This window comes from Thermotoga caldifontis AZM44c09 (genome assembly GCF_000828655.1).
Taxonomy (GTDB): Bacteria; Thermotogota; Thermotogae; order Thermotogales; family DSM-5069; genus Pseudothermotoga_A; species Pseudothermotoga_A caldifontis.
In genome coordinates this window covers 833,684-855,958 of record NZ_AP014509.1, presented here as the reverse complement: position 1 = coordinate 855,958, position 22,275 = coordinate 833,684, and the positions used below count along the sequence as shown (strand labels likewise).

Genomic DNA, 22,275 nt, shown 5'->3' with positions numbered 1-22,275 from the left:
GATGAGGTGATACTCTGTGCTGAAGTACATCGCGAGGAGATTGGTCATAGCCATACCCGAACTGATCGTCATCTCTTTTCTCGTGTTCATGATCATGGAGGCTGCTCCGGGTGACTTTCTCGATCAGTACAAGCTCGATCCATCCATGTCGAAAGAAACGCTCGAAGCGATGAAAAAAGAGCTGGGGCTGGACCAGCATCCACTGGTGAGGTACTTCAAGTGGCTTTCCGGTGCGATCAGAGGTAATTTTGGTTATTCCTTCTATTACAGAAGGCCGGTTTCCAAGCTCATCTGGGAGCGTGTGGCGGCAACACTCTCACTGTCGTTGACTTCACTCGCCGGTTCATGGATTTTGGGAATAGCGCTGGGAACGTTTTCCGCTTTGAAAAAGTATTCGCTTACGGACAAGATACTCACCGTGTTCGCGTTCAGCTTCATCGCGGTTCCGTCTTTCTTCCTGGGACTCCTTTTGCTGTACCTTGCAGCCCGTACGGGGTGGTTCCCCATCGGTGGGATGATCTCGATCGATCACAACACCATGACAGCATGGCAGAAGTTCAAAGATCTCCTCTGGCACATGACTCTGCCTGCAACTGCTCTGACGCTCGGTTCGATGGCGAGCTTGATGAGATACATGCGAGGGTCTCTGCTGGATGTTTTGAACGAAGACTACGTGACTTTCGCCCGCGCCAAAGGGATGCCTGAGAGGATAGTGGTATTCAAACACGCGATGAGAAACGCGATCAATCCGATGATCACGTTCCTCGGTTTCAGCATCTCCGGTATCCTTGGAGGATCGTTGTTCATAGAGAACATATTCGCCTGGCCGGGTATGGGCAGGCTAATATATCAGGCTCTGATACAGAAAGACCTCTATCTCGTCATAACGAGTGGACTGATCAGCGCCGTCCTTCTTGTGATCGGTAACCTTGTGGCTGACATACTCCTGGCGCTTGTGGATCCCAGGGTCCGTCTGACTTGAGGAGGTAGCGACGGTGGCTCAGAACAATAATAGGTTGAACAACAACAACAAAACGGTTGATTTCGAAGAAAAGTACCTCAGCAGGGGTCAGCTCATCTGGAGGGCGTTCCTCAAGCATAGACTTGGTATCGCTGGCCTTGTGGTACTGATAATCCTGTACCTCATGGCTCTCTTCGCAGATTTTCTGTCTCCCTACAATCCCATCGAGCAATCTTTGAGGCACACTTACTCTCCCCCGACGAAGATTTACAGAACTTACAAGGGCCAGAGAGTCAAGCCGTACGTTCTTCCATCGATGAGCTACGTGGACAAGATCACTTATGAAAGAACGTACAGAGAAATGTTGTTCCCAAGAAGGCTCGTGGTTCAGAAAGCAGACGGTACGGTTGTCACGTACGAACTCGGGAAGGACGGAGTCGAATCCTTCAGATTCTCCGTCAACAGGACAGAAAGCATCAAGGTGAACGGTCAATGGTACGACGTCAAGAAGAGCCCCGCAACGACTGACTATTTCCTGTTCAAATACAACGAGGACGTTCTGAACAAAGGTGTGTCTCGCTTCGAAACAACTTCCGCTGTGGCTCAGGAAATGTTCTTCAAGGCTTACAAAGACAGGTTCGGCCTGACAAGCGAGTACGACATCGAAGCCGTTGCGGTAACGGAACAGCTCGACAGTATCATAGTCAAGCGCGATGGAAAGTTCGAAATGGTGAAGGGTAAGGTGCTGGATTACGATTACAAGATTTATCCTGTCAAATGGTTCGTAAAGAGCTGGACGGGAAAGTTCCTCTGGTTGGTGCCTTCCAGACTGCACCTCTTCGGCGTGGACAACTACGACAACAATCAATTTGTGAAGCTTTACATAATGGGAGCCGATCTGTTCGGAAGGGACGTTTTCTCGAGGATAGTCTTCGCTTCGAGGATCTCTCTATCCATAGGTCTGATAGGTGTTGCCATAACGATCGCCTTCGCACTCGTTTTTGGAGGCATATCCGGTTATTACGGCGGATGGGTGGATGAAGCCTTCATGAGATTTGCCGAGATCATCATGTCGATCCCGGGCTTCTACCTGATGATCATGCTCAGAGCCGTGCTGCCGCTCGATCTGCCCTCCACGCAGATCTACATCCTCATCGTTTTCATACTCTCGTTCATAGGCTGGGCTGGAACGTCACGCGTCATCAGAGGTCTGGTGCTCTCTATAAGAGAAAGGGAATTCGTCGAAGCGGCCGTGGCGATAGGTTTGTCGAACTGGAAGGTCCTCACGAGACACGTGCTACCGAACACGACGACTTATCTGATCGTCAACGCAACACTGAGAATCCCTGGATACATACTTGGCGAAGCTGGTCTGAGCTTCCTGGGACTGGGTATAAGAGAACCACAGGCCTCATGGGGGTTAATGCTCGCACAAGCGCAGGATGTGTACGTGATAACGAAAGCCCCGTGGCTGCTCATACCGGGTGTGTTCATCTTCATAACGGTCCTCGCGTTCAACTTCGTTGGGGACGCGCTCAGAGACGCGCTGGATCCGAGATCACTGGGTTGAAGCGATTTCCCTGACGAACTTTCGAGAATAGTCTATTATGTCGCCCGCACCGACGAAGAGGTACACCGTGTTCGGTGCGGGTTTTATTTGTTTCAACAACTCCTCGATCGATGAGAAGTACTTCGCGTCTTTGCCGTAATTTTTCAGGCCATCCACGATCATCCGTGCGGAAACGTTTGGCAGAGCTTGCTCAAAAGCACTGTACACCTCTGCAACGTATATCTCATCGGCCTCCATCAAAGCCTTGGCGAAATTTCCGTCCTCCCTGGCAAGCCTTGTGTATCGGTGTGGCTGGAATATCATCACCTGTCTCAAGCCGGCAAACACTTCACGGGACGTCCTGATCAACCACGCGATTTCGTCCGGAGTGTGTGCATAATCGTCCACCACGTATATGTTCCTCGATTCATCTATGGCCGTAACGGTGAACCTTCTGTACGTACCGACGAAACTTGAAAGAGCCTGGATCGTATCCAAAGGATCGATGCCAGCGGCCCAGAGCAAGGTCACGACCGCCATCGCATTCAGAACGTTGTGAAGACCAGGCACCCTGAGCCTCATGGTGTAAACCTTTCCATCCAGCTCGATTCGAGCAACCTGTTCAAAACGTTCAGCCCTTCTGTCGAGCAGGGTGCAGGTTCCTTCATCGAGACCGAACGTGTGGTGACCCAGATGCGAGGTCAGCTGGTCATGTTGAAAGGTGACAACGTTCTGGGCAGAGCGTGCCAAGGCTTCGAAACACGACAGATAATACGATTCGTCGCTGTGAAAGTTTTCCAGATGGTCTTTCCTCGCGTTGGTGATGATGAGGTGTGTCGGGTGAAAAGAAGAAAAACTCGGCTGACTCTCATCGAGTTCATAAACGTACGGACCATTCCCTTTCCTGTAGTTTCCGAATTCGAGCGACGGGTTGATGCCTCCAAGAAACACCGTTGGGTCCTTCCCGAGCGCCTTGAGAACGTGTGCGAGCATGGCCGTCGTAGTCGTTTTCCCATCCGAGCCGGTGACCGCGAACTGAACGGAACCCTCCACGAGCTGTTTCAGTAGATCAAAGCGCGTGATGATTCGGACCTTTTCCTCACGTGCCCTCAAAAGTTCTGGATTGTTCGAACTGACAGCTGGAGTGTGAACCAGCAGGTCGGGATCGAGCCAGTTCTCACGACTGTGTCCCAAAAAGACCTTCACACCCAGCTTCTGAAGGATTTCTATGTGTTCATTCCTGTGTATATCTGAACCATACACGTCATGACCCACAAGGTGGCAGTGGATGGCCAAAGAACTCATCCCCACACCACCGATTCCAACAAAATGGATTCTCATACGCATTCCTCCAGAATGATTTTCGCTATCGTACTCGCCGGGTTCGTCTCACGCTCGGCCACTTTACCCAGATCGAGAACATCCCTGATCGCTTTCATGATTGTTCTGGGATTCGCTTCGTTTTCTCTAACGATCACGCCACGGTTGATCCTCACAACGTACTCTGCGTTCCGCACCTGATGACCTTCAGCCGCTCCTTCCCAGGGTATGAGAACTGCTGGAACACCGTAGTGGAGTAATTCGCTCACCGTTAGAGCTCCTGCCCGGCACACAGCAGCAACTGCCCCGCGCCATGCAGAAGCCATGTCGTAAATGTAATCGACGGCGAGCACGTTTTCGAAAACTGAAAGTCTCTGCGTCCAGGCAGGATCGCCCGTACTGTGAACGAACTTCAACTGTTTCTCCTCCTGGTATATCTTCTCCATGACTGCGTTGATGAAATCGCTCCCCCTGCTTCCCCCGAGAACGAGCACGTAGCCTTCCCCGAAAGGGCTCTGTCCCACACTTGAGATCCTTATTGGATTGCCAGTGACAACTATCCTGTTTCTCACAGACCTGGGAAAGCCAGCGATCGTCTCTTCGAAACCAACGAATATTTTGCTCGCGTATCTGCTGAGTGCCCTGTTCGCTATTCCTGGTACGACGTTCTGTTCCTGAATGTAGAGAGGTACTCTTCTCTTTCCGCAAACAGAACCGACCGGGTACGACACATAACCGCCGGTCACAAGACAGCAATTTGACCCGTTCACTTCCGATGCAATAATACTCTTACTCTTGATGATTTTCAATACCCTCTTTACGTTGGACGGATTGAACAGCGGTCTTTCCAAACCGGAGACGTCCAGCTTCACGAGCTTATACTCCGGATGTTCTCGAGGGATGATTCTATTTTCGATACCCGTCAACGTACAGAAGTATACGACATCCAATTCTGTGTGTTTGGAAAGCTCCTCTAAAATCGCCAGAGCGGGATAAAGATGCCCACCCGTGACACCACCGGCAACCAAGATCTTCATCCGATTTCACTCCCACTGGTTGCCATGTTGACCACAACTCCAAGACTCGCCATCATCACCGCCATAGAGCTTCCACCGTAACTGATGAAGGGTAGTGTCACACCCGTGACTGGAAACATTCCGGCCACGACACCGAGGTTCACCAGGACCTGAACCATTATGAGCAAAGACAATCCCGAGACGAAAGAAGTCACGAACACATCTCTGGAAGATTCGACCAGCTTGAGCATCGTCCATACCAGCAAAAAGAAGAGCAGAACCACAGCGATTATGCCCACCAATCCAAGTTCTTCACCTATCGCTGCAAACACAAAGTCCGTAACAACAGCCGGCACAGAGAGCTTCACTTCGCCGAGTCCGACACCTTTACCGACCAGACCACCTTCTTTGAGTGCACGCACAGCTTGCATGACTTGATCAGGTAGGTCTCCTGTGAAAAACGCTTTCAACCTCGAAATCTGATAACCCTTCAGGAGAATGCCAAACTTTTGTGCGGCAATGAAAAGAAACCCGAGCGAAGCCAGCGTTGAAAGAACATAAATCAACCTGGTACCGTGAGAGTAGAGCATCAACATCACGACGAGCATTATGACTATGCAACTGCTCAGATCCGGCTCAAGAAATACAAGTATCAGTACTGGGATCGCCATCAAAAAAGGCTTCAAAAAGCCATCAACAAAGCTCCGCATCCGATCCTGATGTTTCTTTATGTAAGCACCACAGCAGACGATCAACGCAAACTTGGCAAATTCAGAAGGTTGAAAACTGAAGTTCCCCAGAAGGATCCAGCGTCGAGAACCTGCCACAGGTGGGAACGCGTAGGGTAACACAAGAAGGAAGATCGCAAGCACGTAGTAAAACCAGGCGTATTTCTCGTGGTATCTGTAATCAACGAAGCTCGTGATGACAAGCAACACCACTCCCACGACGAGCTTCGTTACGTGCGAACGAAAGATTTCACGAGCAACACCACCGTAAAGATTCATTTTTGCCGACACTTCCAGGCTCGAGATGACAACCAACCCCACCGCGATCAAAACAGCCGTTATGATCAAAAGTGCCAACGCATGACTTGGCACTAAATGCCCTCCTTAAGAGATTGTACCACCCGAACGAAATGTTCTCCACGTTCTTCATAGTTTCTGTACAGATCAAAGCTCGCCGCAGCGGGACTCAGCAAAACTACATCTCCTCGGCTGGCTATTCGGAAAGCTTCAATCACTGCTTCTTCCATGTTGCTCACGATTGAACATGGTACACCCGATGTCTTCAAAAGTGAACTCATGAGTGGTGCAATCTCACCGAACAACAACACGTGCTTCGCCTTTCTTTTGATCTTTTCAACGAGCACATCGTAACTTTCGTTCTTGCCCCTTCCGGTGAGGATCAGTATGACCTTGCCATCTTCGTAGTTTCCCAGTGCGGCGATCGTCGCAGCTGCGCTCGTCGATTTTGAATCGTTGACGAATTGCACGCCATTTATCACAGCGACAAGCTGCATTCTGTGCGGTGGAAGATCAAAATCTTCGAGCGCCCGCAGCACTTCGTTCGGTTCAAACCCGAGAAAATCCATGACCGTGAGCACGGCAGAGAGGTTCTGCAAATTCTGGTAGGTCATGACGTGGTCATTTTTAAGAGGATAAGTTCGGCCACGGAAGATCACTTTATCTTTGTCCAGAGGATGAACGGCAGAAATGACGTGTACGTTCCGCTCATCTTTGACAAACTTCAGATAAGCTTCCCCGATGAACTTTTTCTCAGCGAACGTGAACATTTTGAGCTTACTCTGAACGTAATGATCGAAACTTGGGTGCCAGTCGAGATGATTCGGTTCTATGTTCAAAATGATCCCCACATCTACAGGCAGGCTTTTTGACCAAAACAACTGAAAACTGCTGATCTCGAGGATGAGATAATCGAGCTGCTGGTCGAAGACGTTCGCGATAGGATTACCGATGTTGCCCGCGACGGTGGCTTTCTTGCCGAGCTTGTTCAACACGTGCGCCAGCATGCTGCAGGTGGTTGTCTTTCCATTCGTACCGGTGATCGCTACAGTGAACGCTGGTTTTCGGAAATTCAACACCACATCCAGATCCGTGACGACCTTTTCCTGTGCTTTCGAAACGATCGGATGGTCGGGCCTGACAGATGGACTGACCACGATCCATTCTGCGCTCAACATTCTTTCCGTGTTACCATTCTCCTCGTACGCCACGTTCATCTCGCAAAGTTCACGCTTTTCTTCCTCACTCAAAATCCTCGTCTCGCTCACGAAAACTTCATAGCCCATGCGTTTCAACAACTTGCAGAGCGTTCTGTTGCTTATTCCGTAGCCGACCAGTGCGTACAGCAGATGAGGCACCTCCGTACCGAATTATACTTCCAGTTTCCTGAAGGTTTGAAACTCGTAGAGACGGCAACACCCATTTCTTTACTCTTGATTAATCTATTTGCCGTTTCTTAAAGGCCGGATCTATAATAGTTTTGAACGCTTCGGAAGGGAGGGTACGGTATGAACAGTATTGTTGAGAAAATCATCGAAACCGGGATCGTCGCCGTCATCAGAGTGGAAAGCCCACAGAGAGCGATCGAGGTGTGTAGAGCCTGCAAAGACGGTGGTATCGTCGCCATCGAGGTAACGTTCAGCGTACCGAGGGCCGTTGAAGTCATCAGCCAGCTATCGAAGGAACTCGGCGACGAAATCTTACTCGGTGCAGGTACAGTTCTGGATCCATACACCGCAAAGATCGCGATCGAAGCCGGCGCGAGGTACATCGTCGCTCCAAACCTTTCAGAGGAAACAGCCCTGCTCTGCAACAAGCATCGCGTACCTTACATCCCGGGCGCTTTCACACCAACAGAAATTGTTAAAGCTCTGGAAGTTGGTTGCGAGCTGATCAAGCTGTTTCCAGCTTCCGCAGTTGGTCCCGGGTACATCAAAGCGATACACGGACCACTGCCACAGGCGAAGCTCCTGCCCACGGGTGGCATCGAACTCGAAAACGTCAAAGAGTGGATCAAGGCTGGTGCCGCGGCAGTCGGAGTGGGTGGAGGACTGACGAAAGGAAGCAAAGACGAAATCAGAGAAAGGGCAAAACGCTTTGTTGAACTCATTAGAGAGGCAAGAAGAGAAATGAGCGGGAGGTGAGTGTGGTGAAAAAGTTGCTGACGTTGGTGCTGTTGGTGTCGGTTCTGTTTGTCGTCTTTGCAGTGAACTATCCCAGAAAACCGGTAACGATCATCTGTCCGTGGGGTGCTGGTGGAGGTACCGACAGGCTCGCCAGGTTTCTCGCAGATGAGTTATCAAAGAAATTCGGACAACCTTTCACGGTGGTCAACAAAACTGGAGGTGGAGGAGCTGTCGGGCACGCCGCCGGTGCTTACGCTGCTCCCGATGGTTATACCCTCACACTCGTTACCCTGGAGATTGCTACGATGCACTGGATGGGATTGACTGACCTGACATTCGAAGCGTTCGACTACATTGCGCAGGTCAACGAGGATCCCGCAGGTGTGATCGTGAAAGCGGATGCACCCTGGAAAACGCTGCAAGATCTGCTGAACGACATCAAGGCGAATCCCGGTAAATATCTGTTCTCCGGAACCGCAGCCGGTGGTATATGGGATCTTGCCAGGATTGGTATGTTAGATGCAGCCGGGATCTCACCAGATGCCGTCACGTGGGTCCCAACAACGGGTGCCGCGCAGGGTCTGGTTGAGCTTCTTGGAGGACACGTTCATGTAGTGACGTGCTCCATAGCTGAGGCCGTTTCGCAGATTCAGAGTGGTCAGGCTCGGGCGCTCGCAGTGATGGCTGATGAACGTCATCCTCTGTTTCCAGATGTGCCAACGCTCAAAGAACTTGGTATAAACTGGAGTGCTGGTACATGGCGTGGAATCGCTGTGCCGAAAGGAACGCCGAGTGAGATCAAGAAGATCCTGGAAGATGCCATCATCGAGATAGCGAACAGTGAGTCTTTCAAGAACTTCATGCAAACGAACGGTTTTGGTATTAAGATCAGGAGAGGTCAAGAATTCTACGAATTTGTCAAGCAACAGGATCAGGCCTGGAAGAGAGTTCTGGAACTCGGAGGATACCTGCAAAAATGACCGCGATGGCCCTTCGGGGCCATCGCTTCTCCTGAGGGGTAGATCGCTATGACATTTTACGATTTCATACTGGGTTGCGTGCTGGCTTTCATTTCAATCTTTGTTCTACTTTACAGTCGGAAGTTCCCACATTTCGTGGTCAGGCAAACTCGGTTACCTGGCCCAAGCTTCTTTCCCCGAGTTCTTGCAATCATCCTTCTGTGCTTCGCCGTATATTTTTTTGTCGAATACTTCTTGCGCAGGAAGGAGCCCAAGAAAGAGAAACATGCAATCGATACAAAGAGTCTGCTGAACATCTTGTGGTTCTGCACGGTGGTTCTGTTTTTCTTTCCCTTTGCCAATTTCGTGGGAACCTTCCTCGCTCTGAGCGTGCTATCCTTCCTCTCATTGGTTATTCTGAAGTCGAGGTGGTACGAAGCTTTGATCTTTTCACTGGCGGCTGCCTTGACTGTTCACTTAATCTTCCGCGTTCTGTTCAAGATCCCTCTGCCTGAAGGAATATTGTTCACAGGATTGAGGTGAAAACATGCAACTTGTTTCTGTTCTGAAACCCGATGTTCTTTTTCCTCTCTTGCTGTCAATGTTTTTTGGAGTCTTTGTGGGCGCCGTTCCCGGCCTGACAGCAACGATGGCTGTCGCTCTGATAATTCCTCTCACTTACTACATGAAACCCATAGCGGGGCTCGCAATGGTTCTGGGGGTTTCGTTCACAGCGATCTTCGCTGGTGATATCCCTGCCACATTTCTGAGGATCCCAGGCACTCCCGCATCCGGTGCAGCAGTACTCGATGGATTCGAGCTGAACAAGAAGGGAAAGGCTTCGCTCGCCCTCACATTAGACCTTTTCTGCTCTGCACTCGGAGGTTTGATAGGTGTTCTGATACTCATAACAGTTTCTCCACCGCTCGCAAAATTCGCCCTGAAGTTCACTCATTTTGAATACTTTTGGCTTGGAATCTTCGGCCTAAGCATGGCAGCGGTTCTGAGTAAAGGCAACATGATCAAAGGATTGATGTCCGCCACGCTCGGTTTGCTCATTTCAACGATCGGCATAGACGTGACGACGGGTTACCCGAGGTTCACTTTCGGTGTCACGGATCTGATGGACGGTGTGAGCTTCATACCCGCGATGATAGGTCTGTTTGGATTATCTGAAGTCTTCAAGAAAGTAACTGAAAGGAGTCAGCTTCAACTTTCAGCTGTTCGAGAAACAACAAAGACGGACCTGAGAGAAGCGTTCAGATACATCTGGAAGTACAAGTTTACCCTCATACGTGGCGCGCTGATAGGAACTTTCATAGGCGCCCTCCCTGGGGCTGGCGCGGACGTGGCGGCGTGGGTGTCGTACGGTGTGGAGAAAAACATCTCGAAAGACGAAGAGCTGGGCACAGGAAGTGTACGAGGAGTTATCGCACCCACGAGTGCGAACAACGCTGCAATCGGTGGAACGTGGATTCCTGCTCTGGTGTTCGGCTTACCTGGAGACTCGATCACCGCGATCGTACTTGGTGCGATGCTCATGTATGGTCTAAGACCCGGTCCCATGATCTTCACGCAATCCAGAGATCTCGTGACACAGTTGTTCACAGTTGCTATCCTGGTACAGATACTGCTGATCCCAGTAGGCTGGCTCGGAATAAAGGCGTTTTCACTGTTTGTGAGGCTCAAAGCAGGTCTCGTGATGACCGCGGTGACGATTTTCTGCATCGTAGGCTCTTACGCATTGAGAAACAGTGTGTTCGATGTTTACGTGATGTTCGTTTTCGGACTGATAGGTTATGTATTCGAGAAACTGAGAGTACCACTTGCACCGATGATTCTGGGGTTGATCCTTGGCAGGACGATCGAGGACAACCTGAGGGTTGGTTTGATCAAGACCAAAGGAAACTTTCTTCCATTCTTGACCCGTCCCATCTCGCTGGTCCTGTTCGTGTTGATACTTTCCGTGCTGTTGGTGCCACCACTGCTGAACACGGTGAGGAAAAGAAAGGTATAATCCTTATTCGGAGGGGATCGTTTGAAAACGGCGGCGGTGCTGACCATAGGTAGCGAGATCGTCGAAGGCATCATCCTCAACACCAACGCTCAGTACATCTGCCAAAAACTCGTAGAGAACGGCTACACGGTCAAAAAAGTGATCAGTGTCGATGACGAGGAAGACTCAATCAAAGAAGAAATACAACGTCTGCTGAAAAGTTGCGACGTCATAGTAGTGAGCGGGGGCCTGGGGCCAACGGAGGATGACAGAACACGGGAAGCGATTGCCAGTTCGTTGTCACGCCAGCTGATTGTGGACGAACAGGTCAAAAGGAAGATCTATGAAAAAGTTTCCCGCTATTACAGTGCCTTGCCAAAAAACCTGGAACGACAGGCCCTCGTGATCCAGGGCGCCCAGATCATTCCCAACCCCGTGGGTACCGCTCCCGGCCAGTTGATCGAATTCGAAGGGAAAAAGATCGTGCTCCTGCCTGGCCCACCTCAGGAAATGAGGCCAATGCTGGACAGTGTCCTCGAGCAGTTGAAGACAGAACAGGATTTCAAAACCATAAAGATGCTGTTTTTTGGTGTTCCGGAATCGGTTCTGGATCAGTTCATGACGGATGCCGCGGTGAAAAGTTGCGTGAAGATCGCTACGCAGGCGTCCTTCGGTGAGGGCGTGTGGATAAGGCTCACCGCACCTTTGGATTGTTTCGACGAGGCACAGAAGCTTTCACAGAAACTCGTGGAGAAGTTCCGGCTGAATTTCATAGGTTATGGTGAGACCAGCGTAGAGAAAGCGCTGTTCGAAGAACTGAAGAGTAGGAAGCTGACTTTCTCGGTTGCAGAATCGTGCACCGGTGGTCTGGTTTGCTCGAAGATGGTTTCCGTGCCCGGAGCTTCGCAAGTTTTCGTCGGTGGAATCGTGGCGTACGACAACTCAGTAAAGATCAAAACGCTTAACGTTCCTGAAGAAACGATCGAACGATTCGGGGCAGTCAGTGAACGGTGCGTTGTGGAAATGGCACACGGTGTTAAGAAACTCACAAACAGCGATCTGGCGGTCGCAGTCTCTGGCATTGCGGGGCCAACCGGCGGAAGCGAGGAGAAGCCCGTCGGAACAGCATATTTTTGCGTCACGGACGGTCAAAAAGACACCGTCGAAAAAATCTTTTACCCTCAAGAAAGAAACATCTTCAGAGCCAGGGTCGCGACGCACGCACTGTTTTTATTGTTGATCCGCGTGCGTGGTATGATATAGTTTGATAAAGAAAACCAGGAGGAATCCGTATGAACGAACAATATCTCAGCATTTTCATCGATGAAAGTAGAGAATACGTTCAAAGTCTCAACGATTCCTTGCTGAAACTCGAGAAGAATCCCGAAGATGAGGAAACCATAAATGAAACGTTCAGGGCCTTGCACACGTTGAAGGGCATGGCCGGTACCATGGGTTTTGAGAACATGTCGAAGCTGTGCCACAAGATGGAGCAGCTTTTGGACAAAGTGAGGTCCAGGAAAGTCAGACTGACTTCAGAACTGCTCGACAGATTGTTTGCGGGTGTCGACACGGTGGATAAAATGGTGAACAGCATCGCATCGAGTGGTAGCGATCAGGTGAACGAAGAAGATTTGAAAAACTTGATGAATTCGTTCGAGGTTGTACCGGAGGAAAAAGTTGTAAAGTCTGAAGAGAAAACACTGCCTGCTGAAGAAAAGAAAGAATCTCAAGTTCTGAACGACTCGGTGAAGAAAGTCATAGAAGAAGCATCGAAGGAAGGTTACAACGCGTTCAGATTGAAAGTTACGCTTGCGGAAGGAACGCTCATGAAAGCTGTCAGGATGTACATGGTATTCAAAGCCATAGAAGACTCGGGTGGACAGATCCTGAGCAGCGTTCCACCGGTGGAAGACATAGAGCAGGAAAAATTCGACAGAGAAGTCGAGCTCGTGGTGATCAGCAAGCAGGACGCTGAAGCCTTGCACAAGACGATAATTTCTATATCAGAAATTGACAGAGTGACAGTGGTGCCGCTGATGAAAGCGCAAGAAACAAAAACTGAAGAAGAAAAACGGGAAATACCCACACGGCTTGAGACTGTCGGGGAAAAAGAACCGGAACAAAAGGTGTCCCAAAGAAGAAGGCTCGTTCAAACGGTTCGTGTGGACATCGATAAGCTGGATACACTGATGAACCTGATGGGTGAACTGGTTATAGCGAGAAGCCGGATCTCGGACACGCTCAGGAAGTACAACATAAAAGAAGTGGACGAGAGCCTCTCACAGTTGAACCGAATCACCTTGGATCTGCAGAACGTGGTCATGAAGATCAGGATGGTTCCAATAGCCTTCGTTTTCAACAGATTCCCTCGAATGGTTCGCGATCTGGCGAAGCAACTTTCCAAGGAGATAAACTTCATCATCGAAGGAGAAGATACTGAACTTGACAGAACCTTCGTTGAAGACATCGGTGAACCGCTCGTACATTTGCTGCGGAACGCGATAGATCACGGGATAGAAACCAAAGAAGAACGTATCGCGAAAGGTAAACCTCCTGTGGGCACGGTGATTTTGTCGGCGCGCCATGAGGGCAACAACGTGGTCATCGAAGTGAAGGATGACGGAAGAGGGATCGACAGAGCAGCCGTGCTCAGAAAAGCGATAGAAAAGGGTTTGATAAGTGAAGCCCAAGCGGAGAGTCTGCCAGATGAAAAAGTCTACGAATTCCTTTTCCTGCCAGGGTTCTCGACGAAGTCTCAAGCTACCGAGCTCTCTGGCAGGGGCGTGGGAATGGATGTAGTGAGGAGTGTCGTCGAGTCTTTGAACGGGACAGTGAAGATAGAGAGTGTCAAAGATAGAGGAACGACAGTGACCATAAGATTACCGCTGACACTGGCGATAATTCAGGCGCTGCTCGTCACGGTCAACAACTACGTTTATGCCATTCCAATCGCGAACATAGACAGCACCCTCAACGTTCCGTTGGACAAGGTGCAGAAACTGCAGAACAAACTCGTCACGGTCATACGTGGCGAGATAATCCCCCTGGTCAAGTTGTGGGAAATCTTCGGCCTCGATGGTCACAGGGAAGAACCTTATTACAACACGGTGATCGTGCGCGTTGGAAACAGAAAATATGGCCTCGTTGTCGATTCGCTGATAGGCCAGGAAGACATCGTGATAAAGTCTCTCGGAAAGATCTTCAACGACGTGAGAATATTCAGTGGAGGTGCCATACTCGGTGACGGAAGCATAGCCTTGATACTCGATGTATCAAACATCGTCTGAGGAGGGAAAGCATGGCTGACCTTTCGGAATTCGAGGTCTTCGTTTTCAGTGTTGGCGGTCAAGAGATGGCGTTCGACGTGGAACACGTAAGCATTGTGATAGAGAAAACGGATATAACACCCGTTCCGCGTGCTAAGAAGAACGTTCTCGGAGTCATGAACCTGAGGGGACGGATCGTACCGGTCATAGACCTCGCTTCCACACTCGGTTTGACCCTTGAAAACGGCTCACAGGGAAAAATCGTTGTGGTGAACTACGAAGACATCGAGACGGGATTCCTGGTCGAAAGAGTCAGAGGTGTGATGAGAGTGAAAAGTGAAGATGTAGAAAAGATCCACAGGTTCGAGAGCTTTGGTGAAAAGTCCAAGGGGATCATCAAGAGAGGGGAGCAGTTGATAGTTCACCTCAACCTGGGAAAGATTCTCGAAGAATTGACAATGTCTTCTTAAAGAGTGCGGGGAGGTTAACGGAATGGCAAAGAGAGTGCTCATAGTAGATGATGCTGCTTTCATGAGGATGCTTTTGAAAGACATAATCACGAAAGCTGGCTACGAGGTCGTTGGAGAAGCGGCCAACGGTGTTGAAGCGGTTGAAAAGTACAAAGAGTTGAAACCCGACGTTGTCACCATGGACATAACGATGCCTGAAATGGACGGTATCACTGCGATCAAGAAGATTAGAGAATTCGACCCGAACGCAAAGATCATCGTGTGCAGCGCCATGGGTCAACAGGCGATGGTCATCGAGGCGATCCAGGCCGGGGCAAAAGACTTCATCGTGAAGCCCTTCCAGCACAGTAGGGTGATCGAAGCCTTACAAAAACTGAGTTGAGGGTGTGGGAAGATAAGCAAGCTGGTACTTCAATTCCTTCTTGCCTTAGGCATTCTGATCGGTTTGCTTTATGTGATGTACATCCTTGTGAGAAGACGCGTTCCTTTCGCTTTTTCAAAGGACGTTCAAGTGCTCCAGAGACACTACATCGACAGGAATACATCTATAGTTTTGGTCAGAGTACTGGACGAGTATTACTATCTTCTGGTTTCGCATTCCAGTTGCAGCGTGCTGAAGAAACTATCAGAGCAAGAAATCAGCCGCATAGAGGCGAAAGAGTCTTTTTCGAAGGTCTTTTTCAAAAAGCTTTCAAGAATGCAACAGCGTGACAGGGAAGATAGAGAATGAAGAAATGGTTGATCTTGCTCTTATTCCTACTCGCGAGCCTCTCTTACGCACAGGAGGAAGTGCCCTTTCCATCGATAAGTATAAGAGTTTCCCCCCCGCAGAACCAGCGCGATCTGGTCGTCACACTTGAGATACTCCTCATACTGACTGTTCTCACACTCGCTCCGAGCATACTCGTTCTGTTCACCTCCTTCACACGCATCATCGTCGTCTTTTCGTTTCTGAGAAACGCGCTCGGTACCAGACAAACTCCACCCAACCAGGTACTCATCGGTCTTGCCCTGTTCCTGACCTTCTTCATAATGCAACCGGTGTGGAACGACATCTACAACAACGCCCTCACGCCGTACCTGAACGGCAAAATAGGTTATCAAGAAATGTTCGACCGAACGATGAACCGTGTGAGACAGTTCATGATCAACGAACTGAAGAATCATCACAACGAAGACAACGTTTTCTTGCTCGCTTCCAACGTTGGTCTGAAACTGGACCGAATAGAGGAAGCTCCAAACACTGTGATCATACCCGCCTTCGTGCTGGGTGAACTGGAGATCGGTTTCAAGATGGGTATTCTGCTCTACATACCCTTCATCGTGATAGATATGGTCGTTGCGAGCGTACTTCTTTCGATGGGTATGATCATGATCCCACCCGTGCTGATCTCTCTACCGTTCAAAGTTCTGTTGTTCGTTGCCGTGAACGGTTGGGACCTGCTGGTTGCCGGTCTGATCAGAAGCTTTGCGAGGTGATTCTCTTGACGATAGACGTTTTTGTCGATGTGGTCAAAGAAGGTATCGAGCTCATACTGATCTTGATAACTCCACCCTTGCTGGTGAGCCTGATCGCAGGTTTGATCATCGGTGTGCTACAAGCAGCCACACAGATACACGAACAAACGCTGACCTTTGCCCCAAAGATCATTCTGACCTTCCTCACCATCATGTTGCTCGGTTCGTGGATGCTTCAAAAGCTCGTCGAATACACACAGGAAGTCATGGAAAGATTCATGGGGATGATATGATCTGAACCTGTACGAATTCGTTCAGGAGAAATTCCTCGTCTGGGCGCTGGCTCTGACCAGGATAGCCGGGATGTTCACGGTTGCGCCTTTCTTTGGAGACTGGTTTCTACCTGTGCAGGTGAAGGCGCTTCTTGCCGTATTCTTGAGCTGGCTGGTGGTACCAGCGCTGCAACAGGTAGTTCCTTTAGACGTTCCGGTTCTATCGCTCGTGCTCGCGATGCTCAACAATTACCTCTACGGTCTGGTGGTGGGATTTCTGGCGCTGCTACCACTTTCCGGCCTGAGCCTGGCTGGAGAGGTTTTCGGTACACAGATGGGGTACGCCATGTCTTCCGTGTTCGACCCGCAGCGTGAAGAAGTACCACTGCATGGGGAACTGCTGTACACGATCGGTCTGTTTGTCTTCGTCACGATAAAGGGACATTTGCTCGTTTATCAAGCGATCGTCGATTCGTTCAAGCACTTTTCACTCACGGATTCTCTGGAAGGATTGAACTTTCTGGACGCCATCATCAACAAAATTTCTGAGAGCTTCGTAGTCGCGTTCAAGTTCGGTATGCCCCTGATCGGATTCATGCTGATCGTTTCAGTAGCGCTGGGCATTCTGTCCCGATTGATTCCTCAGATGAACGTGTTCATGGTGGGCTTGCCTTTGAAGGTACTCGTTGGTATGCTCTTGATGGTGGGAATGATAGGTATATGGGCAGAGATGAGCGCCCAGTTGGCAGAGAAAACGATCAATTTCATAGAGTTTTTCATGAGCCGATGAACATCGATCTGCAACTTTTTGCCGATCCGGACAGGACCGAGAAACCCACCCCGAGGCGCAGAAGAAAGGCGAGAGAGGAAGGTCAGGTAGCAGTATCGCGTGAGTTGAACATGGCACTAAGTTTTCTCGCCGCGACCATCGCTTTGAAACTCCTTCTGCCGCAGCTCAGCAGAACATTGATGAACGCGTCCGTGCCTTTCTTCTCACTCGAAACCATGGACGGAGAAACGTTATCGAGTTTTGTATTCCATCTCTTTAGAGATCCCCTCGTTCTTCTGATCCTTCTGATGTCCATCGTGGCGCTGGTAAGCATTATCGCAGGTGCCCTGCAGACGAAGTTCTTGTTCTCTTTCAAACCGTTGAAGTTTGACCTGAACAGGATCAACCCGATCGAGGGCTTGAAAAGAATGTTCTCTTTAAGAAATCTCTTTGAACTTTTCAAGGCGGCCGTCAAACTTGCCATCGTGGGCTACGTGTCGTACAGCTTGATCAAGCAGCGTTACAGCGAATTGCCCCAGCTTTCCGATGTCGAACCGCACGCTTCGGTCTGGTACCTCGCAGACCTCGTTGGCACGTTGATGCTGCGCTGTGCCATAGCGATGCTGGCTCTGGCGCTGGTTGACTATCTTTTCCAGAGGTGGGAATTTGAAAAGAGTCTGCGCATGACCAGGCAGGAATTGAAGGAAGAGTTCAAGGAAGTTGAAGGTAACCCAGAAGTGAAGAGACGTCAACGTGAGATCATGATAAGACTCGCGAGGAGCAGGATGCTACAGAAGGTTCCCGAAGCAGACGTTGTGATCACGAACCCGACGCACGTCGCCGTCGCTCTGCAGTACGATTCTGAAAATATGGAAGCACCGGAAGTGATCGCAAAAGGAGCCGATGAAGTTGCAAAAAAGATCGTCGAGATAGCCACTAAGAGTGGTGTCCCCATCGTTAGAAACCCCCAGGTCGCTTGGGAGCTTTTCAGAAGCTGCGAGGTGGGGGAGCAGATCCCTCCGAGTCTTTACAGAGCCGTGGCAGAGATCCTCGCATACGTCTACTCGCTGAGATAACTTGATATAATTTGATGTTAAGGGAGCGAAAACGTGAAACATTTGGATGTTTTCGTAGCCGTTGCAGTTGTGGCGATCGTTCTTCTGATGATAATCCCTATACCAGACTTCGCGCTGGATTTTTTCCAGCTACTCAATATCGCGCTGTCGATGATCGTTCTACTGTCTTCGATGTACGTGAAGCACGCGCTCGACATGTCCTCCTTCCCGACACTTCTGCTCATAATCACTCTGTTTCGCCTCGCGCTGAACGTTGCCTCAACACGGTTGATCCTGCTCGAAGGAGAAAAGTTTGGAGGTAGGGTCATAAGAACCTTCGGGGAGTTCGTTGTTCGGGGCGACTACATCGTCGGATTGATCATATTCCTGATACTCGTCATCATACAGTTCATCGTTATAACTCGCGGTGCCGAACGCATAGCCGAAGTTGCGGCGAGGTTCACACTGGATGCGATGCCTGGCAAGCAGATGAGCGTTGATGCCGATCTGAACGCGGGTTTGATCACAGAGGAGGAGGCACGCAGAAGGAGAGAGCTCATAAGGCGAGAGGCAGATTTCTATGGGGCTATGGACGGTGCGTCCAAATTCGTGAGGGGTGACGCCATAGCGAGTATCATAATAGTCCTGGTCAACATAATCGGAGGCATACTGATCGGTGTGTTGAAGCACAATTTGAGCCTTGGTAGGGCCGCGCAAGTTTACGCACTCCTGACCGTTGGAGACGGCCTTGTGACACAGATCCCGGCCCTGCTGGTTTCAACAGCAACAGGTATTTTAGTCTCCAGAGCGGCCGCCAAGGAGAACCTCGGCCAGGACCTCGTGCGAGAACTTTCCAGCGAGCGAAAAGTCATCATGATAACCGGCTTCATACTGCTGTTTCTCGGCTTGGCCACACCGTTGCCGATCACCGCTTCCATCATAGGCGCTGTCTTTCTCGCCTTGGCTTACTATTCTTTCAGAGCCGCCCCCAGGCGCGTTGCGCCTGCTGCCGCTCCCGCCGCTGCGGCCGCTGCTCCTGCACCGTCAAAGCCGATTTTGACCACCCCACAGGAAATAGCCGAAGTGATTCAGAGTGATACTGTCGAAGTCGAAATAGGGTACGGATTGATCCCCCTCGCCGATCCATCACAGGGAGGAGATCTCCTCGAGAGAATCGCCATGGTGAGAAAACAGCTCGCCTACGATCTCGGCCTGGTTGTATCACCGATCAGGGTGCGAGACAGCGTGCTTCTGAAACCGAACGAATATCTCATAAGGATTAGGGGAGCGGAAGTCGCGCGTTACGAGTTGATACCCAACAGGTTGCTGGCGATCAATCCAGGAACCGCGACCGAGAAAATTCCCGGAATCGCCGTGAAAGAGCCTGCCTTCGGATTGCAGGCGTTCTGGATAGACCCGTCCCGTAAGGAAGAAGCGGTCAGGCTCGGTTACACGGTGGTCGACCCGCCAACCGTCTTCATAACACATCTGACGGAGACTCTAAAGAAAAACGCCGCAGACCTGCTGGGATCCAGAGAGTTCAACATGCTCATCGACGGTCTGAGAGAAAAATTCCCCCAGCTCGTAAACGACTTGATACCGTCAGTATTGAAAGCGGGCGACGTGAAGAAGATCCTGCAGAGACTGCTCAGCGAAGGCGTGAGTATAAGAAATCTACCTCTCATATTCGAGGTGTTGCTGGAGTACGGGGAAAAATCTACGGACTTAGTGTACCTCACCGAACAGGTGAGGAGAGCTTTGAAGAGACAGATATGCCAATCACTGCTCAGCGAGGACGGTAAACTGCACGGTGTGGGACTCGACGGAGAACTTGAAAAGAGGTTACTCGAATCGTTGCAGGACGTTGCCGGAGAAAGAAAGATCGTGCTGAACCCACAGATACTGAGAGAAATCATGGAAAACCTTTCAAAGCAGCTTGAAACGCTCATGAAGAAGGGCTTCTCGCCCCTCGTAGTCTGTTCAGGGGCGATAAGACCTTACTTTGCACAGCTTGTGAGAAAATTCTTACCCAGTGTGCCAGTCATCGCCTACGAAGAAGTGCCCGAGGACAGAGTTCTTCAAGTTGAGGGTGTGGTGAGGCTGTGAAAATGAAAAAGTACGTTGTGAAAGACATAAAGGAAGCCCTTGAGCAGATAAAGAAAGATCTTGGTGAGGACGCCATCATATTGAGTACCCGTAGCGTCAGGAAAGGAGGTTTTCTGGGAATAGGCGCAAAAAGGTATCTCGAAGTCACAGCGGTCTGCGAAGACAAAGACCAGGAGAGAAAAGAAAGCAGTGAGGTTTACAGGCTTCAGGAATTACTCGTCAAGAACAGGGAAAAACGTCAGGAGGAAGAACTCAGAGAGCTCAAACAGATGATTCAGGAAATGAAACAGATGCTCGGCATGCAGAGAATGAACGATCTGCCACAGAACCTTCAAAAACTCTTGAAAGGTATGCAGGCTCAGGAAATAGAGCAAACGGTTGCGAGCAAGATCATCGAGTATTTGAGGATAAGCTACGGTGATGTAAATCTGGACGACTCCTTGAGGCAACGTCTGGCGGAACACCTTGCGGCCTTCATGAAGACCGAGGTACCCAACCTGGAAGGTGCGGTCCTGTTCACCGGTCCGACGGGTGTCGGTAAAACCACGACACTCGCCAAGCTTGCCGCGAGGCTGAAAATCGTCGAGAAAAAGCAGGTGGCCATACTCACGCTCGACACGTACAGGATCGCTGCTACAGACCAGCTGAAAACGTATGCGACGATCATGGACATCCCCATGAGAATAGCTTACACACCGAAGGAAGCGAAGATAGAACTCGATGCGATGAGATCCTTCGATGTGGTCCTGATCGACACGGCCGGGAGGAGTCAGAACAACGATATGCAGATGAGCGAACTCAAAGCTCTGTTCGACGTGATACAGCCGGATCTGGCTTTTCTGGTGATCAGTATGAATTCGAGGTTTTCAGATCTCAAGGACGTGCTCGAGAGGTTTCAGGCAGCCAGGCATACACATCTGATCCTGACGAAAATGGACGAGACCCGCACGTTTGGACATCTGATCAACGCATCACTTCTGGGTGGAATACCGCTCGCCTTCATCACCAACGGTCAAAGGGTACCTGAAGACATCGTCGAAGCCAACGCGAAGGATATAGCTTACCTACTATCGAAAGAGGTGTTGAGAATTGCCCAATCAAGCTGAGGGACTTTACAACTCAGGGGCAAGGATCATCAGTGTCGCCAGCGGTAAGGGTGGCGTAGGTAAGACGGTGGTTGCCGTCAATCTATCGATAGTCCTTCAAGAACGGGGCTACAGGGTCCTGTTGTTCGACGCGGATGCGGGCTTCGCCAACGCAGAGATACTCATGGGTGTAACACCAAAGTTCACGCTGAAAGATTTTCTTAAGAAGAAAGTGGACATGAACGAGGTCATCTTCAAGACTCCCTACGGGGTCGAGCTCATAAGCAGTGGTATGGATGTCGATGATCTGATCACTTTCAACGTTGAGGACAAAGGCAGGGTTATGAACGAGTTGAGAAAGATCGGAGAAGATTACGACTACATCGTTTTCGACTTCCCGCCGGGTTTCAACGAACAACTGGAGAGGTTCTACCTGAACAGCGACCACGTTCTGGTCCTGACGGCCGCCGAACCAACGGCGCTGGTGAACGCGTACACCTTCGTCAAGATACTCGTTCTGAAGGGTCTCGAACCGGTGACCTTCCACGTCGTGATGAACATGGTGAAGGATTTGAAAGAAGGGAGAAAAGCTATCGAGAAATTCAGCTCCGTTGTGAACAGGTTCATCGGCGTGAGTTTCGATTCGACGCACGTCATGAAGTTCGAGCCCGCGGTGAAAGACAGCGTTTCGAGACAGATACCCTTCGTGATTTTCAGGAAAACGTGCCAGCCGTCTTTGGCCATCCACGGAATCGCTGACAAGATAACGAACAAAGTGGTCGCGAAGAGGCTCTCATTCATTGAGAGAATCAAAATCCTTTTCGGCATGGGATGAGAAG

General features: G+C 50.2%; 22 protein-coding genes. 18 read left to right on the top strand and 4 right to left on the bottom strand.

What is annotated here, in order from left to right; genetic code table 11:
* Positions 1-16: 16 nt before the first annotated feature.
* Positions 17-982, top strand: coding sequence for an ABC transporter permease (locus TSP01S_RS04285; protein WP_041076772.1), 966 nt, complete (start codon positions 17-19; stop codon positions 980-982).
* A 13-nt stretch (positions 983-995) separates the two neighbouring features.
* Positions 996-2,531 carry an ABC transporter permease gene (locus tag TSP01S_RS04280; protein WP_052463496.1) on the top strand — a complete coding sequence of 512 codons (1,536 nt, stop codon included), beginning with the start codon at positions 996-998 and terminating at the stop codon, positions 2,529-2,531.
* On the opposite strand, the gene murC is transcribed toward TSP01S_RS04280, so the two are convergent.
* The 4 genes from murC to murD are packed head-to-tail and all read right to left on the bottom strand — an operon-like array spanning position 2,520 to position 7,229.
* Complete coding sequence (murC, locus tag TSP01S_RS04275; protein WP_041076770.1) at positions 2,520-3,851, bottom strand: UDP-N-acetylmuramate--L-alanine ligase; 1,332 nt, start codon at positions 3,849-3,851, stop codon at positions 2,520-2,522. The two genes, TSP01S_RS04280 and murC, sit on opposite strands and share 12 nt — an antisense overlap.
* Positions 3,848-4,867, bottom strand: coding sequence for a UDP-N-acetylglucosamine--N-acetylmuramyl-(pentapeptide) pyrophosphoryl-undecaprenol N-acetylglucosamine transferase (locus tag TSP01S_RS04270; protein ID WP_041076769.1), 1,020 nt, complete (start codon positions 4,865-4,867; stop codon positions 3,848-3,850). Before TSP01S_RS04270 ends, murC begins: the two co-directional genes overlap by 4 nt.
* Positions 4,864-5,946 (bottom strand): FtsW/RodA/SpoVE family cell cycle protein, encoded by a 1,083-nt coding sequence (locus TSP01S_RS04265; protein WP_052463495.1) that lies wholly within the window; start codon positions 5,944-5,946, stop codon positions 4,864-4,866. Before TSP01S_RS04265 ends, TSP01S_RS04270 begins: the two co-directional genes overlap by 4 nt.
* Positions 5,946-7,229: a UDP-N-acetylmuramoyl-L-alanine--D-glutamate ligase gene (gene murD / locus TSP01S_RS04260; protein WP_231848605.1), complete on the bottom strand. Its 1,284-nt coding sequence runs from the start codon at positions 7,227-7,229 to the stop codon at positions 5,946-5,948. The genes TSP01S_RS04265 and murD overlap by 1 nt, the downstream gene beginning before the upstream one ends.
* 150 nt (positions 7,230-7,379) lie before the next feature.
* On the opposite strand from murD, the gene TSP01S_RS04255 reads away from it, so the two are divergent.
* The 16 genes from TSP01S_RS04255 (at position 7,380) to TSP01S_RS04180 (ending at position 22,271) form a co-directional block, all read left to right on the top strand.
* The gene (locus TSP01S_RS04255) at positions 7,380-8,015 is read left to right on the top strand and encodes a bifunctional 4-hydroxy-2-oxoglutarate aldolase/2-dehydro-3-deoxy-phosphogluconate aldolase (RefSeq protein ID WP_041076767.1); all 636 of its coding nucleotides are present in this window, start codon (positions 7,380-7,382) and stop codon (positions 8,013-8,015) included.
* A gap of 5 nt (positions 8,016-8,020) precedes the next feature.
* Complete coding sequence (locus tag TSP01S_RS04250; protein WP_052463625.1) at positions 8,021-8,977, top strand: tripartite tricarboxylate transporter substrate binding protein; 957 nt, start codon at positions 8,021-8,023, stop codon at positions 8,975-8,977.
* 48 nt (positions 8,978-9,025) lie between these two features.
* The gene (locus TSP01S_RS10430) at positions 9,026-9,499 is read left to right on the top strand and encodes a tripartite tricarboxylate transporter TctB family protein (protein WP_041076764.1); all 474 of its coding nucleotides are present in this window, start codon (positions 9,026-9,028) and stop codon (positions 9,497-9,499) included.
* Between the two features lie 4 nt (positions 9,500-9,503).
* A complete protein-coding gene (locus TSP01S_RS04240) occupies positions 9,504-10,973 on the top strand; it encodes a tripartite tricarboxylate transporter permease (RefSeq protein WP_041076762.1) in 1,470 nt (489 codons plus the stop codon).
* Between the two features lie 21 nt (positions 10,974-10,994).
* Positions 10,995-12,215 carry a CinA family nicotinamide mononucleotide deamidase-related protein gene (locus TSP01S_RS04235; RefSeq protein ID WP_041076760.1) on the top strand — a complete coding sequence of 407 codons (1,221 nt, stop codon included), beginning with the start codon at positions 10,995-10,997 and terminating at the stop codon, positions 12,213-12,215.
* Positions 12,216-12,244: 29 nt separating this feature from the next.
* On the top strand, positions 12,245-14,242 hold the full coding sequence (locus tag TSP01S_RS04230) for a chemotaxis protein CheA (protein ID WP_041076758.1): 1,998 nt from the start codon (positions 12,245-12,247) through the stop codon (positions 14,240-14,242).
* An 11-nt stretch (positions 14,243-14,253) separates the two neighbouring features.
* Positions 14,254-14,691 (top strand): chemotaxis protein CheW, encoded by a 438-nt coding sequence (locus TSP01S_RS04225; RefSeq protein WP_041076756.1) that lies wholly within the window; start codon positions 14,254-14,256, stop codon positions 14,689-14,691.
* 22 nt (positions 14,692-14,713) lie between these two features.
* Positions 14,714-15,073 (top strand): chemotaxis protein CheY, encoded by a 360-nt coding sequence (cheY, locus tag TSP01S_RS04220; RefSeq protein ID WP_041076754.1) that lies wholly within the window; start codon positions 14,714-14,716, stop codon positions 15,071-15,073.
* Between the two features lie 87 nt (positions 15,074-15,160).
* Positions 15,161-15,421 carry a flagellar biosynthetic protein FliO gene (locus TSP01S_RS04215; RefSeq protein WP_231848604.1) on the top strand — a complete coding sequence of 87 codons (261 nt, stop codon included), beginning with the start codon at positions 15,161-15,163 and terminating at the stop codon, positions 15,419-15,421.
* Positions 15,418-16,170 (top strand): flagellar type III secretion system pore protein FliP, encoded by a 753-nt coding sequence (gene fliP / locus TSP01S_RS04210; protein ID WP_041076750.1) that lies wholly within the window; start codon positions 15,418-15,420, stop codon positions 16,168-16,170. The genes TSP01S_RS04215 and fliP overlap by 4 nt, the downstream gene beginning before the upstream one ends.
* A 5-nt stretch (positions 16,171-16,175) precedes the next feature.
* Positions 16,176-16,442 carry a flagellar biosynthesis protein FliQ gene (fliQ, locus tag TSP01S_RS04205; RefSeq protein ID WP_041076748.1) on the top strand — a complete coding sequence of 89 codons (267 nt, stop codon included), beginning with the start codon at positions 16,176-16,178 and terminating at the stop codon, positions 16,440-16,442.
* A 70-nt stretch (positions 16,443-16,512) separates the two neighbouring features.
* Complete coding sequence (gene fliR / locus TSP01S_RS04200; protein ID WP_231848603.1) at positions 16,513-17,211, top strand: flagellar biosynthetic protein FliR; 699 nt, start codon at positions 16,513-16,515, stop codon at positions 17,209-17,211.
* Positions 17,208-18,266 carry a flagellar biosynthesis protein FlhB gene (gene flhB / locus TSP01S_RS04195; RefSeq protein ID WP_231848602.1) on the top strand — a complete coding sequence of 353 codons (1,059 nt, stop codon included), beginning with the start codon at positions 17,208-17,210 and terminating at the stop codon, positions 18,264-18,266. Before fliR ends, flhB begins: the two co-directional genes overlap by 4 nt.
* 33 nt (positions 18,267-18,299) lie before the next feature.
* A complete protein-coding gene (gene flhA / locus TSP01S_RS04190; RefSeq protein WP_041076742.1) occupies positions 18,300-20,351 on the top strand; it encodes a flagellar biosynthesis protein FlhA in 2,052 nt (683 codons plus the stop codon).
* Positions 20,348-21,457: a flagellar biosynthesis protein FlhF gene (gene flhF, locus TSP01S_RS04185; RefSeq protein WP_041076740.1), complete on the top strand. Its 1,110-nt coding sequence runs from the start codon at positions 20,348-20,350 to the stop codon at positions 21,455-21,457. The genes flhA and flhF overlap by 4 nt, the downstream gene beginning before the upstream one ends.
* Positions 21,441-22,271 (top strand): MinD/ParA family protein, encoded by an 831-nt coding sequence (locus TSP01S_RS04180; RefSeq protein WP_041076738.1) that lies wholly within the window; start codon positions 21,441-21,443, stop codon positions 22,269-22,271. Before flhF ends, TSP01S_RS04180 begins: the two co-directional genes overlap by 17 nt.
* Positions 22,272-22,275: the final 4 nt, after the last annotated feature.